Genomic DNA, 19,287 nt, shown 5'->3' with positions numbered 1-19,287 from the left:
AAGGTTCAAGTTCTCCAGCGGGAAGGCACCTGGTAATTGAAGGGCACAGCGTGGTCGGCGGATTTGTCCGTGAATGGGGGACGGCACGGGCGTGATCGCTCACTCGGGGAATGTGGCGGTGCGGACGTCGGCCGACCGGACCGGACTGACCAGCGCGTTGTCGGAGGCGACTGCATGGGCTGGTTTCATTCCTGTTCATGACCGGGGCCGGGTGCTGGTCGATGTCGCGACGATGATCGCGGGCGGGGGCGAGGCGATCGCTCGCCGTGATCGTGGTTGCGTACGAAGGACTTCCGGTATGCCGGGTGGAGTGCACCCGTGGTCAACGTGCCTTCTTGCGCCGGTGCCCTCGTGACGGCCAGCGCCGATGACCGCCAGGTGCGCATCACCTGCGCGAGCGAGCCGGCAAGACGTGGGAGGCGCCTGCACAGCAGGTGCAGCGCTGGGGGCACCCGGCCATGGGACGTCTCGAACGGCCGAACTGGTGCACCCGATGAGGTCGGTTGCCGCGCAGCTGCAGGCTGCTGTGGGCCCCCCACCTGAGTCCCGGGGCCAGCATTCCTGAACGTCGCTCACAGGTTTGGGGCGGCATACTGGATGAGGCGCCCCTGCCCGGTGGGTGGTGCGCGCCCTCGTCCGTACTGTCTGCCCCGAAAGTTCTCCATGAGCAACGCACCCCGTTCGCGCGCCGAGGCCCGCCGTCTCAACGAGGCCACCCCGGCCCGGTCGGGCAAGGGCCCGCGCCGGTCGTGGCCCCGCCGGATCCTCTACACGCTGATCGCGCTGTTCCTTCTCGGCCTCGCCGGCGTTGGCGTCGCCTACACGATGGTCAAGGTGCCCAAGCCCAACGACCTCGCGGTGGCACAGACCAACATCATCTACTTCGCCGACGGCAAGACCGAGATGGGCCGGTTCTCCGAGCAGAACCGCGAGCCGGTCGAGCTCAAGCAGGTCCCCAAGCACGTGCAGCAGGCCATGCTCGCGGCCGAGGACCACAACTTCTACGAGAACAACGGCATCTCGCCCACCGGCATCGCCCGCGCGGTGTGGGTCGCGGTCAAGGGCGGGGAGGCGACCCAGGGAGGGTCGACGATCACCCAGCAGTACGTCAAGAACTACTTCCTCAGCCAGGACCGGACCCTCTCGCGCAAGGCTCGCGAGATCCTCATCTCGGTCAAGATCGACGGGCAGCAGTCCAAGGACGAGATCCTCGAGAACTACTTCAACACCATCTACTACGGGCGGGGGGCCTACGGCATCCAGACCGCCTCGAAGGCCTACTTCGGCAAGGACGTCTCCAAGCTGACAGCGGCCGAAGGCGCCTTCCTCGCGTCCGCGATCCGCGGGCCGTCGTTCTACGACCCGCGCCTGGGCGCCGAGCAGACCAAGAACGCCCAGACCCGGTCCGGCTACATCCTCGATGCGATGGTCCAGCAGGGTTGGCTGACCCCCCAGCAGCGGGCAGAAGCGACGTTCCCCAAGAAGTTCCAGAAGTACTCGCCGCCGACGGCGGGTGGCGCCAACGGCTACGTCATCCAGAACGTGAAGGAAGAACTCGCCAAGAAGGTCAAGCTCACCGAAGCCGAGACCTCCCGTGGTGGCCTGCGCATCGTCACGACGATCGACGCCAAGAAGCAGAAGGCAGCACAGGATGCCGTCAAGGAACGCATCCCCGCGAAGGCGCCCGATCTCAAGGTCGGTCTCACCTCGATCAAGCCCGGTGACGGGGCCGTGGAGGCGCTCTACGGTGGCGCCGACTACGCCAAGAATCAGTTCAGCACCGCGACCGACGCCACGATGCAAGCCGGGTCGACGTTCAAGGTCTTCGCCCTCATCGCAGCCCTTCAAAGCGGTGACGTCAGCATTCGCAACACCTTCGCCGGCGCCAGCCCGCAGTACTTCGACGAGTTCGAGAACCCCGGCGGCAAGACGGAGTTCAACCGTCGCGGAGGCGTGCGCAACTTTGACAACAACGGCTTCGGCCGGATAACCGTCGCCACCGCCACCGCCAGCTCGGTCAACACGGTCTATGCCCGGCTCAACATCATTGCTGGCCCCAAGAACACGGCCGCAGCGGCGAAGCAGGCGGGGATCACAACAAAGCTCGACGTCAACTACGCCAACGTCCTCGGCACCGACAACGTCAGGGTGATCGACATGGCCAACGCTTACGCGACCCTCGCGGCCAAGGGGATCAAGGCCACGCCTTACTACGTGAAGTCGGTGAAGGCCACCGACGACTCGTTCGACTACAAGGCGAAGCCGCAAACTTCACGCGCTTTCCCCGCCGACCTCGTCTCCGATGTCGTCTACTGCATGGAGCAGGTCATCGAGAGGGGCAGCGGTGACTACGCCGGCGAGCGGCTCAACCGCCCGGCCGCCGGGAAGACGGGCACCTCGAGCGACAACTACTCCGCCTGGTTCGACGGCTTCACCCCCCAGCTCGCGACCGCCGTCGGCATGTACAAGGGCGACGGCACGGCCGTCAAACCCGACGGCACACCGAACACCACGAACCAGATGGATGATGTTCCCGGGTATGGCTTCATCACCGGCAGCACGATCCCGGTGCGCATCTGGACCGACTACATGCGCACGGCGACCGACGGCATGGAGAGGCAGAGGTTCCCCGAGCCTGCCTACATCAACAGGGACGCGGCCCCCAAGCAGACGCAGCGCCCAGAGAACACCAGCGGGAACACGGGCGGCAACACGGGTGGCACCACCCAGCGGCCGGACCCGACCACGCAGGCTCCGTCGTCGACGACTCCGCCGAGCACTCCGACTCCGACTCCGACGCCGGAGCCCCCGAAGCCCCAGCCGACGCCCACAAAGACTCCGAAGCCGACGAAGTCACCCGGCAGGCCGACGATCCCCCTACCAACAACGACGCCGCCGCCAGCCGTCAACAATGAGCAAACCGGCTGACCCGTGGCCGGTCCCGCTGCGGTGACTCACCGGGACCGGCCGCGGATTGCGGACTCGGGTTTCGCTGTGGTCGCGCTGCTGGCAGCCCTGCCGGTCCTGGCGGCCCTGTGGAAGCAGGGGCCATGCCTCGATGACGGGTGGGGTGGGACCGAGCCGTTCTGGCGGTTCTGCTACTCCGACCTCGCGGTCGGGGTCCAGAGCGCCGAGGCCGAACGCGGGCTCACGGCATACCTCTCGGGTGACGTCCCTCTCGACCACCCTCCGCTGACCGGTGCGGTCGTCTCGTTCATCGCCGGCCTCGGACCGGGGGAGGGGCCGCTCGCGACCCAACGGTGGGTGCTCGGTGTCTGGGCCGTGCTCGCGGTCGTGGCCCTGGTCCTCATGGCGTGGTGGGTGCGGACGACGCCGGGCCACCGTGGTGACGCCCTGCAGGTCGCGGTCGCTCCGGTCGCCGCGCTGACGATCCTGCTGTCACCTGACCTGCTGGGCGTGGTCCTCGCGACGGGTGGACTGTGGGCGTGGAGTCGACGACATCCCGCGGTGGCCGGGGTGTTGCTCGGCGCCGGGGTCACGGCGCGGACCTACCCAGCGTTGCTGCTCCTCGTCGTCGCCGTCCACGCATGGCGGACCGGTCGTGAGCGCGAGCTGGTCCGGCTCGGTGGCTCGGCGCTCGCGGCCGTGATCGCCATCGCGATCCCCTTCCTCCTCCTGTCGCCGGGCACCCTCACCCGCTCCTGGTCCACGTGGCTCGACACCCCCGCGGGCCTCGGGTCGGTCTGGTATCTCCCGACCCTCGCCGGCAGTCCGTGGGCGCCAACTGTTCTCACGGTCGTCGCGGCGCTGGGGATCGGGGTCGCGATCGTGCTCGCCGCGCTGCTCGCCCTTGGTGCCCCGTCGACGCCGCGCCTCGGTGCGGTGGCACTCCTTGCGGTGGCGATCGTGCTCGTGAGCGGCAAGTCGTTCCCGGTGCAGGCGTCGCTGTGGCTCGTGCCTCTCGTGGCGCTGGCCGGGCTGCGTTGGCGCGACCACGTGGTGTGGGCGCTCGCAGAAGCGGTGCACTTCGTCGCGGTGTGGCTCTATCTCGCAGGGCTCGAGAATTCCGATCGTTCGCTGCCCGCGAGCTGGTATGCCGTGGCGCTGCTCCTGCGTGTGGCCGCCGTCTGCTTCCTCGCCATCCGCGCCTGGCAGACGGCAACGGCGCCCAGCGGTGAGCCCGATGACCTGAAGTCTCGATTGAGGCAGGTTGAGGCCGGTGGAGGCTGATTTAGTCGTATGCCGTCCAGCCGGTACCCTTGCCCAGTTACCAATGCCCTGTGGACAACTCCACAGCCGTGTCGGTAGCGATGCATACCCTCCTGTCACGGAGAGACCGTGACCGTTCAGACCGAAGGAGGCGGGTTAACGCATGCGTCAGTATGAACTCATGGTCATTCTCGACCCGGAACTCGACGACCGCACGGTTCAGCCGTCGCTCGACAAGTTCCTCACCGTCATCACCAAGGACGGTGGCACCGTCGACAACGTCGACATCTGGGGCCGCCGTCGCCTGGCCTACGAGATCAAGAAGAAGGCCGAAGGCATCTACGCCATCGTCAACTTCACCTCGGAGCCGGCAACCGCCAAGGAGCTGGACCGTCAGCTCGGGCTCAACGAGTCGATCATGCGGACCAAGCTCCTGCGCCCCGGCGCCTGAACTTCGTCTCACCGACTCAACCCAGCGATTCACGCTGACTGAAGCTTTACGGCATACCTGAAACGCCACCGCACCAGACCACAAGGGGACCTGATCCATGGCAGGCGAGACCCTCATCACCATCGTCGGGAACCTCACTGGTGACCCCGAACTGCGCTTCACTCCGTCCGGCGCTGCCGTCGCGAACTTCACCGTGGCCTCAACGCCGCGGACGTTCGACCGTCAGTCCAACGAGTGGAAGGACGGCGAAACGCTGTTCATGCGTTGCTCGGTCTGGCGTGACGCGGCGGAGAACGTCGCCGAGTCCCTCCAGCGGGGCACGCGCGTCGTTGTCACCGGCCGTCTGAAGTCTCGTTCTTACGACACCAAGGAAGGCGAGAAGCGCACTGTCATCGAGTTGGACGTCGACGAAGTCGGCCCCTCGATGAAGTACGCGACTGCCAAGGTCAACAAGACCTCCCGTGGCGGAAGCGGCGGCGGTTTTGGTGGCGGCGACGGTGGTTCAGGTGGCGCCGGCGGTCAGGACCCGTGGGCAACCGGTGGCACTGCACCTCAGGGTGGAGCGTCCTCGGGTGGCCAGTCACAGGGTCAGGGCGGTTGGAACCAGCCTGCCGGCGGTCAGCCCGCCGGTGGTCAGCCGGCACCGCAGGGTCAGCCGGGTCAGCAGGGTGCTCAGGGAGGGTGGGGCAACGCCCCGTCCTACGACGAGCCTCCTTTCTGATCCACCTACACGAGATTCACACCATCCCTGGGAGACCAGGGCTCATCCGCTGAGTCAGCTCAGCGAAAAGGAGAGCACCACGATGGCTAAGCCAGTTGTGCGCAAGCCCAAGAAGAAGGCCAACCCGCTCAAGGCGGCGAAGGTCGAGAACATTGACTACAAGGACACTGCGCTGCTGCGCAAGTTCATCTCCGACCGCGGCAAGATCCGCGCTCGTCGGGTGACCGGTGTGTCCGTCCAGGAGCAGCGTCTGATCGCCAACGCGGTCAAGAACGCCCGTGAGATGGCGCTCCTTCCCTACTCCAGCTCGTCCCGCTGACGCGCGACCTAGCCAGAAGGAGAGCTGAACAATGAAGGTGATTCTCACGCACGAGGTCTCCAGCCTCGGCAGTGCAGGCGACGTCGTCGACGTCAAGGACGGCTACGCCCGCAACTTCCTCTTCCGTCGCGGTCTTGCGACGCAGTGGACCAAGGGTGCACAGAAGCAGGTTGACTCGATCGCCAAGGGCCGTGAGGTCCGTGCAGTCGCGTCGCTCGAGGAGGCCCAGTCGATCAAGGGCAACCTCGAGTCCAAGCCCGTGACCGTTCCCGCGCATGCCGGCAAGGAGGGACGTCTCTTCGGTGCCGTCTCGTCCGCCGACATCGCCGCAGCGGTCAAGGAAGCCATTGGCGCCGACCTCGACAAGCGCAAGATCGAGGTTCCAACCCCGATCAAGTCCACGGGTACCCACGAGGCACTCGTGCGTCTGCACCCCGACGTGCAGGCCAAGGTCGAGCTCAACGTCGTCGCCGGCTGAACCAGCCTGACGCTCACTGAGCACTGACAGCGCCCGATCCCGCCAAGGGGTCGGGCGCTGTCGCATGCCCGGGGCAGTTCTCGGTCCTCCACGTCGATCTCGCTGAGTCATGGCTACACAGCGCCATGATCCAGCGAGATCGACATGTCTGGGCACGGGTTGAGGCGGCAGAATCGGGTCATGAACCGTCACGCGGTCCTGGCCGATGCGGTGATGCTCGTGCACTTCGCGTTCCTGGTGTTCCTCGTCTTCGGGGGCTTCCTGGCGTGGCGCTGGCCGCGGCTGATCTGGGTGCACGTGCTGGCCGCGGCATGGGGCTTCTCCACGGTGGCTTTCTCGCTCCCGTGCCCGCTGACCGACGTCGAGGACTGGGCTCGCGAACGGGCGGGGGAGGCGACGCTGTCCGGCTCTGGGTTCATCGACCACTACATCGAGGGAGTGCTCTACCCGGATCGCTACACGGCCCTGCTTCAGGGGCTCGTGGGCGTGGCGGTCGTGGCTTCGTGGTGCGGCTTCATCGCCCGACGCGCCACCTGATCGAGACGATTCATCGCCAGCGGCCCGGCGCCTCTACGCTTTCGCCATGAACTGGGACGACTACGCGGCTGCACTCTTTGACCTCGATGGGGTCGTCACTCCGACGGCGGAGGTCCACATGAGGGCCTGGTCGGTGATGTTCAACGAATTCCTCACTTCCCGTGGCGTCGACCAGCCCTACACGGACGAGGACTATTTCGCCCATGTCGACGGCAAGCCCCGCTACGAGGGCGTGGCCGCCTTCCTCGCCTCGCGCGACATCGAGCTGCCGCAGGGCGACCCGTCCGACGACCCCTCTGCAGACACCGTGTGCGGCCTCGGCAACCGGAAGAACGACGCCTTCAACGAGGTCCTCGAGGCCGACGGTGTCGTGGCCTACCCCGGCTCGCTGCGCCTGCTCGAGGCCCTGGCTGCCCGCAAGATGCCGATGGCCATCGTGTCGTCGTCCAAGAACGCCCCCGCTGTCCTCAAGGCCGCCGGCGTCGACCACTTCTTCCCGTTCGTCATGCACGGGGGCCTCGCTGCCGAGCGCGGCATCGCCGGCAAACCGGCCCCCGACACGTTCATCGCGGCGGCGCAGGCACTCGGGGTCACGCCAGAGCAGTCGGTCGTCCTCGAGGATGCCCTGAGCGGTGTCCAGGCCGGGGCGGCAGGCGGCTTCGGTCTGGTCATCGGCGTGGACCGCGGTGCCGGAGCGAAGGCCCTCACCGACGCCGGCGCAACGGTGGTCGTCAAGGACCTCAAGGAGCTCCTGTGAACGCGATGCCGCTCGACATCGACGATGACCCGCTGGACCGGAGCCGGTTCCCCATCGACGAGTGGGCCCTCACCGAGACGCGCTTCAGTGCCGACGACCTGGGCGTCACCGAGTCGCTCTTCAGCGTCGGCAACGGCTACCTCGGGCTGCGGGGCAACTACGAGGAGAGCCGCGACGCCCACGTCAACGGCTCCTACATCAACGGCTTCCACGAGACGTGGCCGATCACCCACGCCGAGGAGGCCTACGGTTTCGCCCGGGTCGGTCAGACGATCGTCAATGTGCCCGACGCCAAGGTCATCCGCCTCTATGTCGATGACGAGCCGCTGCAGCTGTCGACTGCGGACCTCCTCGACTACCAGCGCACCCTCGACTTCCGCACTGGCGTCCTGTCGCGCACGCTGCTGTGGCGCACCCCGAGCGGCAAGCGGGTCGAGGTCAAGAGCACCCGCATGGTCTCGCTGACCCAGCGCCACCTCGCGGTCATGACCTATGAGGTCACCCTCCTCGACGGCGACGGGCCGGTGCAGATCTCGTCGCAGGTCCTCAACCGCCAGGACCGTGTGGCAGAGGGGCCCGAGGCCCAGGCCACCGGCATCGCCGACCCACGCAAGGCCGAGTCCTTTCGGAGTCGCGTTCTCCTGCCCAGGGTCAGCGAGGGTGATCTCGAGACCGGCCGGTTGTGGCTGGGCTACCAGTGCGCTGACAGCGGCATGACCCTCGGCCTCGTCACCGACCACACCCTTGAGACCGCGAACCCCTATCGCGCCACGGTGCACACCGATGACGACACGGCCAAGATGATCTATCGCATCCAGGCCGACCAGGGCAGCCCCATCACGCTGACCAAGGTGGTCTCGGCCCACACCGCCAACAGCGTTCCCCCACGCGAGTTGCTCGACCGGTGCGAGCGCACGCTCGACCGCGTGGCCGAGGAAGGGCTTCAGCACCAGATCGACGAACAGCGCACCTGGCTGGACTCGTTCTGGCAGCGCGCCGACGTTGAGATCACGGGCCACCCGCAGATCCAGCAGGCGACCCGGTGGAACCTCTTCGCGCTCGCCCAGGCATCCGCGCGCGCCGAGACCTACGGCATCCCCGCCAAGGGCGTCACCGGATCCGGTTATGGAGGGCACTACTTCTGGGACACCGAGATCTATGTGATGCCGTTCCTGACCTACACGATGCCGTATGCCGCCCGCAACGCCCTGCGCTTCCGCCTCTCGCTGCTCGAGTCGGCGAGGGCGCGTGCTCGGGAGCTCTCGCAGAAGGGTGCGCTCTTCCCGTGGCGCACCATCAACGGCCACGAGGCGTCGGCCTACTACGCAGCAGGCACGGCTCAGTACCACATCGATGCCGATATCGCCTATGCCCTGAGCCAGTACGTCGGGGCCACCGGGGACGCCGAGTTCCTCGCGCGCGAGGCGGTCGACATCTTCGTCGAGACCGCGCGGCTGTGGGCCGACCTCGGGTTCTGGCGCATGCACCCGGCGAAGGAGCGGACCTTCCACATCCACGGTGTCACGGGGCCTGATGAGTACACCGCCGTCGTCAACGACAACCTCTACACCAACGTCCTCGCGCGCTTCAATCTCCGGCGAGCGGTCGAGGCGGTGGAGGCGCTCGCGGAAGGCGAGCCTGCGGCATACGCCCAGATGGTCCGCAGGACCGAGCTGGAACCGGGTGAGATCGCGGAGTGGCGTGACTGCGCAGAGGGGATGTCCATCCCGTTCGACGAGCACCTCGGCATCCACCCGCAGGACGACCACTTCCTCGAGCGCGAGATGTGGGACCTCGCGAACACGCCGTCGTCGGTGCGGCCGCTGCTGCTGCACCACCACCCGCTGGTGATCTATCGCTTCCAGGTGCTCAAGCAGGCCGACGTCGTCCTGGCCCTGTTCCTCCAGGGCGAGGACTTCACGCCGGAGGAGAAGCTCGCCGACTTCGAGTACTACGACCCGATCACCACGGGTGACTCGACCCTGTCGGCGGTCGTGCAGTCGATCATCGCCGCGGAGGTGGGCTACCAGGATCTGGCCTATCGCTACTTCCTGTCAGCGCTGTTCGTCGACCTCGCCGACCGTCACTCCAACACCGCGGACGGCGTCCACGTCGCTTCGACGGGTGGAGTGTGGAGCGCTCTCGTGTCCGGCTTCGGCGGGTTCCGCGACCACGGCAGTGACGAGCGCGAGGGTCAGTTCGCGATCGACCCGCGGCTGCCCGAAAAATGGGAGTCGCTGACCTATCGACTCTGCCTCCACGGCACCCGGATTCGCGTCACGGTGCGCGCTGCCGAGGTGGAGCTGGTCATCGAGGAGGGCGACGGAGCACTGACCTTCTCGGTGCGCGGTGAGTCCGTGACGGTCACACCAGAGGTTCCGGTCACCGTGGCGCTCGCCGACCAGGGGCCTCGGATCGCCGGCTCCCCGAAGGCTCCCAGCGAGATCGTCCGGGAGGATGGCACCGTCATCTCGAGCGTCGTGCCCACAGGCGACAACAGGCGGATGCCCATCCCCACCGGCCACTGACCCTCTCTGTCAGAGAGCTCGCCTAGGTTGGCGCCCATGGCGGCGAAGACTGCTCCACCGCCGGTCCGCGCGAACTGTCCCTTCGATGTCTGCGAACGTATGCCGTCCTAGCCGTGGCGGGTCGCAACCGGGACGACGTCGAACCAGCCCTCTTGAGTGGCCGCCAGCGCGATCACCGTGACCGCGACGACAGCCGTGGTCCACAGGCGGGTGAAGTGGTCTGACGAGCCGGCGCGACCAGTGAGGGCGGGCGCCCTGCGGATGAGGAGCCCGGCCAGGACCAGTGCCGCCAGCTCGAGCGCGACGGCGGCGACATCCGGGAGCCCCACCGGCTCGGGAGCGCCCGCGCTCGGTCCGAAGGGCAGACCCCAGAGCCGCGACCACCCCCACAGGAGCAGTGGTGCCCCAGACGTCACGGTTGCCAACAGCAGACTTCCGGCCGCCGGGCGCGTGAGGACGGCGGCCGCCGTGGACACCTCCGCGGCGGCGAGGACGACGAAGAAGGCGCCGGCAGTCGGCCACTCCGCCAAGTGCTCGGGAACGACCGCGAGGTGAATGACCGCCGCACCGACGAGACCCGTCGCGAGCAGGAAGCGCAGCTGCCACATCAGATCGTGTGTCCTGACTCGGTGTCGGGGGGCCCGTCGGACGTGAGCGAAGGTCAACTGACCACCACGGCACATCGAGAGCCAAACGACACTCCCCATGTTGGTGACGAGGAGCAGGAGGGCGCCAACCGCCACGGCGCGCAGCTGCAGGCCCAGAGTGTCCTGCCGCAGGCGCTCGAGACAGTCGGGGGGGCAGTCGCCCCTCATCGAGGTCATCACCTGCAGGTGCGCCCACTGCAGCCGGAAGTCCCCTGCGGCCCCAGCCGCCAGGTGGCCGATACCGACCACGGCCGAGAACGCTGTGACCAACCCGGCAGCCGCAAGGGGCGCCCGACGACGACCGGACCTCGCCCATCGCAGGGCCAGCGTGAAGGAGCCGAGGACCGCGAACACATAGAGGGGAAGCAGGACCCCTGACTCCCGCCACCAGGTCGTGAACGGCCCGGGACCGGATCTGACGGCACCCACGGCCCCGCGCATGGAGATGACCCAGAAGCCGTCCGCGAACGACAGCACCAGCGCCAGCGGGAGGACGGTCGCCCACGGCACCGCCACGGCGGCGTTGATGCTCCCGGCGACCTCGGCCTGCGTCGCCCTGGTCGATGGAGCGGGTGCTGTCATGACGTCTCCTGTCCGTCGCCGTGACACCTAGGGTGTGATCTCCCAGCCGAACATCATCGCGTGGTCCTCGTGAGCGAGGTTGTGACAGTGGGCCACATACGGGCCGACGAAGTCACGGAAACCGCGGTAGACGATCACGGACTCCCCAGGGTCGAGTGCCACCAGGTCCTCGCGCGAGGAGTCGTCGGGGTGAGAGGGGTCCCCCCTCGTGACGTCCCTTCCCCGACGCATCACGGTGCGGTGCTCCTCCATGTGGAGGTGGAACGGATGGACCCAGCCCCCGCCGCCGTTGCGGATCTCCCAGAGGTTGAAGCTGCCCTTTTTCTGGGACGCGGGCAGGCTGCGACCGGCTTTGTTCCGCAAGCTCGTGGCGACCCGGGCCGGGTCGAACGGCTCGCCGTTGATGAGCCACTCCACGTCAGCGGAAGAGCTGGAACGCTTGACCTCGAAGATGAGCCGGTTGTCCAACATGGACTTCCAGTCGCCGGGCAGCGGTGGGAGGGCGCGCAGGAGCTGGCCGGGCTTGGGTGTCACGCTCTGGTCGGGTGCGGTGTCACCGATGACGAACTTGAGCACCGGCACCTTGTAGTTCGGGTCCGGCAGGAACCTCGAGGAGTTCGACCACATGCGGCCGTCCGGCATCTTCATGACATTGGTGAGGTACACGACGTCACCCTTGGTCGTCGGGGTGCCGTCCTGGTAGCGCGTGAAGTCGATGATCACCTCGCGCCGTTTTGCGGGCCACAACTCGAACGAGTCGCGTGTGAGCGCAAACGGCAGCAGGCCTCCGTCAGAGGCGATCTGGGTGAACTTCATGCACTGCTGGCCGTCGGGGATGCGGTACTGGCCCTCCAGCTCCTCCTCGATGTGTCCCAGTGAGGCCGACGACTTCGGGCCCTTCGTCGAGGCCATGAGCATGAACTCGTAGATGCGGGCGACGGATGCGTCGAGGAACCGGAATCGGTACTTGCGTCGCTTGACGAGGAGTGTCGGGTATGCCGTTCCGTTCACCGTGAAGATGTCACCGACGAACCCGTGGTTGGGGAAGTGCTTGTAGAACGATTTCCCCCACCACTCCGGATGGGTCGCCGGGTTCTTGGCTGCGGGGAACTCTCCCATGCCGTCGTGGACGTCCTGGTGGGTCGTGACCCCGTCGTCGAGACGACAGTCGTAGAACGCCAGGGGAATGTCGTAGTCGACGTCGAACGACCCGTCGGGCCTGTTCCTGCGCACCCCCGGCAACCTCAGGCCCTTGGTCTCGTCGCCCATGTCCAGGCCGCTCCTGGGGTCGTAGATCGGGTAGAGGCCGACCATCCCCTTGTAGACGTTCGACCCGGTGTGGTCCATCAGGTGGTCGTGGAACCAGAAGAAGGACTGCTTCTCGCGCTCGTCGCCTCCAGCCGGCCAGTTGAGGTACAGGTTGTCGCAGAAGGTTCCCGGGCCATAGCCGCGCTGCTTGGGCCCGTAGCGCATCGAGTAGTGAGGGTTGCCGTCGCTCTCTGGTGCAGTGTGTCCGTTGTGGAGGTGGGTGAGGAACGACCAGTCCGGAGAACCGAAGTCCTGGCGATCCAGGTCCATGGGGTTCTCGTCCAGATGGTTCTCGAAGCGGACCAGAACCGGTTTGCCGTACTCGGCATTGATGCAAGGCCCCGGGAAGGTCCCGTTGAAGCCGTAGATGGTGCTGGGCGGCAGCCACCGGCGGGTGCCGGCCGGGTAGGTGGCACCGAAGACGTCGAATGAGGTGGTGGGCTGACCCTCGGGGTCGATCGGAAGTACCTGCGACGACGTGAACGAGTGGGATCGCAGGAGGAGGTCGATCTTGTAGACGATGGGGTCGGGGTAGCGGATCTTGCTCGGCCACACCTGGTGCTGCTCGTTCTCGAACGAGTTCTGCTGGCCGACCCCGGGCCCCGGCGGCTTCGCCCAGGAGCTGTAGGTCGACCGGGGCACCGGGGCGAGTGCTCTGGGGATCGGAAGTGGGTCGGTGAACGGCGACAGGATGAGCGGGCTCGTCGGGTACTTCTCGACGTAGAAGAGGAGGTCGCCGAGCACGGTGGAGGTCTCGGCGAACGCCCCGTCAAGGCTGAGCAGGCCCTTGGCGGAGAGTAGCGGGGCGCCCACCCCGCGGGCGGCAACCAGGGCTGCACCCAGCCCGCTGGCTGCGCCGAGGCGCAGCAGGGTTCGACGCCGGACACTCTGTGCACCCGACATGAGACCGCTCTGTTCCTCTGGGCTGAATTCGCTCATGGCGGGCCCTCCTGACTCGTGGCCCATCATCCGCCGCAGGCCTTTTGAAGTTCTTCCGGTGGGTCACGGGCGGTGGGACGCATGTCGGTCGGGTCGCCTAGGTTGGCGCCCATGGCAGCGAAGACGACGCGACCGGCATACCGGTGCAGTGAGTGCGGGTGGACCACGGTCAAGTGGGTCGGTCGCTGTGGGGAGTGCCAGGCCTGGGGCTCTGTGACCGAGGTGGGCGCGGTGTCGGCGAGGACGACCGCGGCGAAGTCGGTCGAGCGTCCTGCCGTGCCCATCGGCGAGGTCGACGTGAGTCGGGCTCAGGCGCGGGGGACCGGTGTGCCGGAGTTCGACCGGGTGCTCGGCGGTGGGCTGGTGCCCGGTGCCGTCGTCCTGGTCGCGGGTGAACCCGGGATCGGCAAGTCGACCTTGCTGCTCGACGTCGCCGGACGAGCTGCGCGTGGTGGTGAGCCTGGCCAAGAGCGCCGCGTCCTCTATGTCAGTGGCGAGGAGTCGGCCGCGCAGGTGCGCAGCCGCGCCGAGCGGATCGAGGCGATGGCGCGCACGCTCTTCCTCGCGTCCGAGACCGACCTCGCGACCGTGCTCGGCCAGATCGACCAGGTCGAGCCCGAGCTCGTCATCATCGACTCGGTCCAGACGATCAGCAGCGCCGAGGTCGAGGGATCCGCCGGCAACGTCTCGCAGGTGCGCGAAGTCGCGGCCAGCCTCATCGCCATGGCGAAGTCCCGCGGCATCGCGTGCCTGCTCGTCGGCCACGTCACCAAGGACGGATCGATCGCCGGGCCGCGGGTGCTCGAGCACCTCGTCGACGTCGTCGTCCAGTTCGAGGGCGACCGGCACAGCCGGCTGCGGCTCGTGCGCGCGGTGAAGAACCGCTACGGCCCCACCGACGAGGTCGGCTGCTTCGACCTGTCCGACATCGGCATCACCGGACTGGCCGACCCCAGTGGGTTGTTCCTGTCCAACCGCACCGCCGCCGTGCCCGGCACCTGCGTCACCGTGACGCTCGAGGGACGGCGGCCGCTCGTCACCGAGGTCCAGGCGCTCGTCGACCAGACCGAGATGCCCAACCCGCGCCGGGCCACCAGTGGACTCGACTCCTCGCGCGTCGGCATGATCCTCGCGGTGTTGGGGACGCGGGCCAAGGCGCCGATCGGCCGCAAGGACGTGTTCGTCTCGACCGTCGGCGGGGTGCGCATCACCGAGCCCGCGGCCGACCTCGCCCTGACCCTGGCGCTCGCGAGTGCCATCAACGACCAGCCGCTGCCCGTCGGCACTGTCGCGTTCGGTGAGGTCGGGTTGGCTGGGGAGTTGCGGCCCGTGACGGGTGCACACCGCCGCCTGGCCGAGGCGTCGCGACTTGGCTTCTCGACGGCGATCGTGCCGCCCGGGGTGCTCGGTGGTGGGCCCGTCCCTGACGGTCTGCGCGTCATCGAGGTGGCCACCGTCCTCGAGGCCGTGACCATGGCCGCCGCCCCTTCCCACGCCCGCTGACTCTGCCCAGCTCGCGAGCCGTCCCTCGCTTCCAGGGCCGAAGTGATCAGGCTCGGGTGAAGACGCCGGGCTCGCGAGCCGGATTTTGCCGGGCGGCCACAAGGTGACCTGGCCGTGACTCGGTCACGGGACCGGACGGCATACCCGCGCCGTTAGACTCGCCGAGAGGCACCGGTGCACCTGACCGTGCGCCAAGAAGGACAGACCGAAGGGGGACACGTGGCCACGCCGCTGGTGGATGACGAGCTGATGCGGACAACGCTCGCTGCCGTCGCGCCCGGGACCGAGCTGCGCGATGGACTCGAGCGGATCCTGCGCGGCCGCACCGGCGCCCTCATCGTGCTCGGCACCGACAAGGTCATCGATGAGATCGCCACGGGTGGGTTCCCCCTCGACGTCGAGTTCTCGGCAACCCGACTGCGTGAGCTTGCCAAGATGGACGGCGCGATCGTCTGCGACCGTGACGTCACCAAGATCCTGCGCGCCGCGACCCAGCTCGTCCCCGATGCCTCCATCGAGACCAGTGAGTCCGGCACCCGTCACCGCACGGCCGAACGCGTGGCCAAACAGACCGGCTTCCCCGTTGTCTCCGTGAGTCAGTCGATGCGCATCGTCGCCCTCTATGTCGGCGGCAACCGTTTCGTCGTCGAGGACTCGAGTGCAATCCTCTCGCGGGGCAACCAGGCCCTGCAGACCCTCGAGCGCTACAAGCAGCGTCTCGACGAGGTCACCGGCACCCTTTCCGCACTCGAGATCGAGGACCTCGTCACCGTGCGTGACGTCGCCAACGTCCTCCAGCGCCTCGAGATGGTGCGCCGGATCAAGGACGAGATCGGCGACTATGTCCTCCAGCTCGGCACCGACGGTCGCCTCCTCAGCCTCCAGCTCGAGGAGCTCACCGGTGGCCTGTCCGATGACCTCGGGCTCGTCATCCGCGACTACCTCCACCAGTCGCGCGGTGAGCATGACCTCGACCAGGCCATCGCCAACCTCACCGACATCGACGCCACCGAACTTCTCGATCCCGCCGCCGGGGCCAAGGCTCTCGGCTTCACGGTCGTGGGCGATGCGCTCGACTCGTCGGTGAGCCCGCTCGGCTACCGCATCCTCAGCAAGGTGCCTCGCCTGCCCGGCGCCATCGTCGACCGTCTCGTCGAGCACTTCGGCAGCCTCCAGAAGCTCCTCGCCGCGGGTGTCGACGACCTCATGGGTGTCGAGGGTGTCGGCGAGGGCCGCGCTCGACTGGTGCGCGAAGGCCTGTCGCGCCTCGCCGAGAGCAGCATCCTCGAGCGCTACGTCTGACCCGGGCACTGACATCGTGAGCGGCTCGCTCCCGTCGCCGACCGACGTGCGCTCCCTGCACCGGTCGATCCTTGCCTGGTATGCCGTCCACTCCCGTCCGCTTCCCTGGCGCGAGCCGTCGTGCTCGCCGTGGGGCGTGCTCCTGTCCGAGGTGATGGCGCAGCAGACGCCGTTGGCCCGGGTCGAACCCGCGTGGCGCGAGTGGATGTCGCGCTGGCCGACCCCGGCGGACCTGGCGCGGGAGTCGCCGGGTGAGGTGGTGCGGGCGTGGGGACGGTTGGGCTACCCGCGTCGGGCGCTGCGCCTGCGCGAGGCGGCTGCCGCGATCGTCGAACGGCACGGAGGTGAGGTGCCTCGTGATCAGGTCGACCTCTTGGCGTTGCCCGGCATCGGGGACTACACGGCGGCTGCGGTGGCGGCGTTCGCGTTCGGCGACCGGTCGGTCGTGGTCGACACCAACGTGCGTCGGGTGCAGGCGCGGATCGTGTCCGGTGTTGCCCAGGCGGCCCCCTCGCTGACCCGGGCCGAAGTCGACCTGGCGCGCGAGTTGCTGCCGGTCGTTGATCACGATGCAGCGGTGTGGAACGTTGCTGTCATGGAGCTCGGCGCCCTCGTCTGCACGGCCCGGGCTCCTCGGTGTGAAGACTGTCCCGTCCGCGCAAGGTGCGCCTGGGTGCTGGCCGGCCGGCCGGCATACGCCGGTCCTGCCCGCAGGGGACAGAAGTGGCACGGCACCGATCGGCAGGTGCGCGGCATCATCGTGCAGTCCCTGCGTGAGGTGAGCACCCCTTTGGTGCGCGGCGAGCTTGCGCCCGGTCGCGATGAGCAGCAGCTCGACCGATGCCTCGCCGGACTGATCGAGGACGGGCTGGTCGAGCCGCTGCGCGATGACCGCTTCGCTCTGTCCGGGCATCAGGAGATGGCGGGATGAGCTCGGGCGACGAACCGACCGAGCCCATCTCGCAGGCCGAGCCGACCGAGCCCATCTCGCAGCCAGTCGATGCCCGCGAGGCGGGTCGTCGAACGCCTCCTGACCCCTATGGCGTGCGAGCCGGCGCCACGAAAGCCTTCAAGGTCCTGGGCCGTGGCACTGTCGGGGGTGCCCGCGTGGCCGGTCGCGGCAGCCGGGCCGGCACCCAGAAGGCTCGCGCCTACGTCCAGTCCTCCGGTGCCGGTGAGAGCGGGTTGGCCCGTCTCGTCGAGCTGCACTTCGTCAACATCTGCGGCGACGCCGCCCTGACCGTGAGCCTCGCTGGCACGATCTTCGCCATCCCCACCGATGAGGCAAGGGCGCAGGTTGCGCAGTTCCTCCTGCTGACGATGGCGCCATTCGCGTTGCTCGCACCCTTCCTCGGTCCCCTGCTCGATCGCTTCCGCCATGGTCGGCGGTGGGCCATCGGCACGACCTTGGCTCTGCGCGCGTTCCTCTGCTGGGTCCTTGCAGGTGCGGTGGCGACCGGTTCGGTTTGGCTCTTCCCTGCAGCTCTCGGGTGCCTCGTCGCGTCCAAGGCCTACGGCGTCACTCGATCGGCCGCGATCCCACGCCTGTTGCCACCGGGATTCACCCTCGTCAGTGCCAACTCGCGCATGGCTCTCGCCGGCGTGGCTGCCATGGCGGTCGGCGGTGGGCTCGCCGGGGCGGTGTCCCGGATCGGTCCCGACTGGTCGTTGCGGTTGGCGTTCGCGATCTATGTCGTCGGCACCGTTCTTGCGATCCGGCTGCCGGGTCGGGTGGACTCCTCGGTCGGTGAGTTCGACATCGAGGACACCCGCCCGCCGCCCCCGACCAGCTCGAACGAGGTCATCGCCCACGTCGAACGGCAGGGACGCATCGGTGGGATCGGTGCGCGACTGCGAGCTCGGATCCTGGCGCTGCCGGTGGCCGTGCGCGCCACCCTCGTCAGCGCCATGGGCGCCCGGCTGCTCACCGGGTTCCTCACCCTCTTCATGGCCTTCCTCATGCGCGAGCACCCGATCCCGGGCTACAGCGGGACGCTCGTCCTGGCACTCGTCGTCGGGTGTGCCGGCGCCGGCAATGCCCTCGGCACGGTCGTCGGCAACGCGTCCAGGAAGCTGCGCCCGGAGCGGCTTGTCGCCTCAGCCCTCCTCGTCATTGTTGCCACCTCGCTCGCCACGGCCCTCGCCTATTCGTTGCTGACTCTGCTGATCCTCGGTCTGTCGGCGGGATTGTGCGCCCAGATCATCAAACTCAGCACCGACGCGATCATCCAGCGCGACATCGCCGAGAACGTGCGCACCCAGATGTTCGGGTGGTCAGAGACGGTTCTGCAGATCGCGTGGGTCTGCGGAGGTGGGCTCGGCATCGCCCTGCCACTGATCCCTCAGCTGGGCTTCGGCGTCATCAGCGGACTGCTCGTCATCGTGTTGCTGATCTCGATCCGGGTGCGTCGCAAACCGGCGTGATCGCTCAGAGAACGCGAAGCATCCTGGTGTTCCCGAGCGTGTTGGGCTTGACCCGCTCAAGGTCGAGGAACTCCGCGACGCCCTCGTCGTAGGACCGCAGCAGCTCGACATAGACATCGGGCGCGACGGCCTGCCCCTCGATGACCTCGAACCCATGGCGCTCGAAGAAGCCCGTTTCGAACGTCAGGCAGAAGAGCCGCTCCACGCCGAGCTCTCGCGCGCGCTCCACGAGCCGGGTGAGCAGCATCGTCCCGACGCCGTGTCCCAGCGCAGACGAAGCCACGGCGAGCGTGCGGATCTCGGCGAGGTCCTCCCAGAGGACGTGCACCGCGCCGCACCCGATGACCTCTCCGTCGCGCTCGGCGACGACGAAGTCCCCGACGGACTCGTAGTAGGCCACGGACTCCTTCTGCAGGAGCACGCGTTGCTCGGCCAGCGGTGCGACGAGCGCTCGCATCGGCCGCACGTCCGCGGTACGCGCTGAGCGGATGAGTATGCCGGCGGGCTCGGCCGGGCGCTCGGGTGCGGTGGGCATGGTCCCAGTATTCCGGCATACGCAAGAACCGGCCGTCCGTGCACGAAGCACGGACGGCCGGTCCGGGGGTGTCGCCATCGACACCC

Annotated in this window: 16 protein-coding genes; 13 read left to right on the top strand and 3 right to left on the bottom strand. The window is 67.9% G+C overall.

The window, feature by feature from the left end; genetic code table 11:
• Nucleotides 1-663: 663 nt before the first annotated feature.
• The 9 genes from V6K52_RS19720 (at nucleotide 664) to V6K52_RS19680 (ending at nucleotide 9,961) form a co-directional block, all read left to right on the top strand.
• Nucleotides 664-2,928 (top strand): transglycosylase domain-containing protein, encoded by a 2,265-nt coding sequence (locus tag V6K52_RS19720; protein WP_353951810.1) that lies wholly within the window; start codon nucleotides 664-666, stop codon nucleotides 2,926-2,928.
• Between the two features lie 3 nt (nucleotides 2,929-2,931).
• On the top strand, nucleotides 2,932-4,191 hold the full coding sequence (locus tag V6K52_RS19715) for a hypothetical protein (RefSeq protein ID WP_353951809.1): 1,260 nt from the start codon (nucleotides 2,932-2,934) through the stop codon (nucleotides 4,189-4,191).
• A gap of 142 nt (nucleotides 4,192-4,333) precedes the next feature.
• Nucleotides 4,334-4,621: a 30S ribosomal protein S6 gene (gene rpsF, locus V6K52_RS19710; protein ID WP_353951808.1), complete on the top strand. Its 288-nt coding sequence runs from the start codon at nucleotides 4,334-4,336 to the stop codon at nucleotides 4,619-4,621.
• A 97-nt stretch (nucleotides 4,622-4,718) separates the two neighbouring features.
• Nucleotides 4,719-5,342: a single-stranded DNA-binding protein gene (locus tag V6K52_RS19705; protein ID WP_353951807.1), complete on the top strand. Its 624-nt coding sequence runs from the start codon at nucleotides 4,719-4,721 to the stop codon at nucleotides 5,340-5,342.
• 82 nt (nucleotides 5,343-5,424) lie between these two features.
• A complete protein-coding gene (gene rpsR, locus V6K52_RS19700) occupies nucleotides 5,425-5,661 on the top strand; it encodes a 30S ribosomal protein S18 (RefSeq protein WP_035904052.1) in 237 nt (78 codons plus the stop codon).
• A gap of 31 nt (nucleotides 5,662-5,692) precedes the next feature.
• Nucleotides 5,693-6,139: a 50S ribosomal protein L9 gene (gene rplI / locus V6K52_RS19695; protein ID WP_353951806.1), complete on the top strand. Its 447-nt coding sequence runs from the start codon at nucleotides 5,693-5,695 to the stop codon at nucleotides 6,137-6,139.
• Nucleotides 6,140-6,319: 180 nt separating this feature from the next.
• Nucleotides 6,320-6,676, top strand: coding sequence for a DUF2784 domain-containing protein (locus V6K52_RS19690; RefSeq protein ID WP_353951805.1), 357 nt, complete (start codon nucleotides 6,320-6,322; stop codon nucleotides 6,674-6,676).
• Between the two features lie 46 nt (nucleotides 6,677-6,722).
• The gene (locus V6K52_RS19685) at nucleotides 6,723-7,433 is read left to right on the top strand and encodes a beta-phosphoglucomutase family hydrolase (protein ID WP_353951804.1); all 711 of its coding nucleotides are present in this window, start codon (nucleotides 6,723-6,725) and stop codon (nucleotides 7,431-7,433) included.
• 5 nt (nucleotides 7,434-7,438) lie between these two features.
• The gene (locus tag V6K52_RS19680) at nucleotides 7,439-9,961 is read left to right on the top strand and encodes a glycosyl hydrolase family 65 protein (protein ID WP_353953823.1); all 2,523 of its coding nucleotides are present in this window, start codon (nucleotides 7,439-7,441) and stop codon (nucleotides 9,959-9,961) included.
• Nucleotides 9,962-10,068: 107 nt separating this feature from the next.
• Here V6K52_RS19680 and V6K52_RS19675 read toward each other — a convergent pair whose 3' ends face one another.
• Both V6K52_RS19675 and V6K52_RS19670 read right to left on the bottom strand, forming a co-directional pair.
• Nucleotides 10,069-11,190, bottom strand: a complete 1,122-nt coding sequence (locus V6K52_RS19675) for a hypothetical protein (protein WP_353951803.1) — start codon at nucleotides 11,188-11,190, stop codon at nucleotides 10,069-10,071.
• Between the two features lie 27 nt (nucleotides 11,191-11,217).
• On the bottom strand, nucleotides 11,218-13,437 hold the full coding sequence (locus V6K52_RS19670; RefSeq protein ID WP_353951802.1) for a multicopper oxidase domain-containing protein: 2,220 nt from the start codon (nucleotides 13,435-13,437) through the stop codon (nucleotides 11,218-11,220).
• 111 nt (nucleotides 13,438-13,548) lie between these two features.
• Between V6K52_RS19670 and radA the strand changes: the two genes are divergently transcribed.
• The 4 genes from radA to V6K52_RS19650 all read left to right on the top strand — a co-directional run bounded on the left by radA (nucleotide 13,549) and on the right by V6K52_RS19650 (nucleotide 18,666).
• Nucleotides 13,549-14,940 carry a DNA repair protein RadA gene (gene radA / locus V6K52_RS19665; RefSeq protein WP_353951801.1) on the top strand — a complete coding sequence of 464 codons (1,392 nt, stop codon included), beginning with the start codon at nucleotides 13,549-13,551 and terminating at the stop codon, nucleotides 14,938-14,940.
• 249 nt (nucleotides 14,941-15,189) lie between these two features.
• Entirely contained in the window at nucleotides 15,190-16,242 is a 1,053-nt protein-coding gene (gene disA, locus V6K52_RS19660) for a DNA integrity scanning diadenylate cyclase DisA (RefSeq protein ID WP_353953822.1), read from the top strand.
• 16 nt (nucleotides 16,243-16,258) lie between these two features.
• The gene (locus tag V6K52_RS19655) at nucleotides 16,259-17,173 is read left to right on the top strand and encodes an A/G-specific adenine glycosylase (protein WP_353951800.1); all 915 of its coding nucleotides are present in this window, start codon (nucleotides 16,259-16,261) and stop codon (nucleotides 17,171-17,173) included.
• A complete protein-coding gene (locus tag V6K52_RS19650) occupies nucleotides 17,170-18,666 on the top strand; it encodes an MFS transporter (RefSeq protein ID WP_353951799.1) in 1,497 nt (498 codons plus the stop codon). The genes V6K52_RS19655 and V6K52_RS19650 overlap by 4 nt, the downstream gene beginning before the upstream one ends.
• A 4-nt stretch (nucleotides 18,667-18,670) precedes the next feature.
• Here V6K52_RS19650 and V6K52_RS19645 read toward each other — a convergent pair whose 3' ends face one another.
• Entirely contained in the window at nucleotides 18,671-19,201 is a 531-nt protein-coding gene (locus V6K52_RS19645) for an amino-acid N-acetyltransferase (protein WP_353951798.1), read from the bottom strand.
• Nucleotides 19,202-19,287 lie beyond the last annotated feature (86 nt).

This window comes from Knoellia sp. S7-12 (assembly GCF_040518285.1).
In the GTDB taxonomy this organism is placed as follows: domain Bacteria; phylum Actinomycetota; class Actinomycetes; order Actinomycetales; family Dermatophilaceae; genus Knoellia.
The sequence above is the reverse complement of the archived record's forward strand: the minus strand, read 5'-3'. Positions and strand labels throughout refer to the sequence as shown.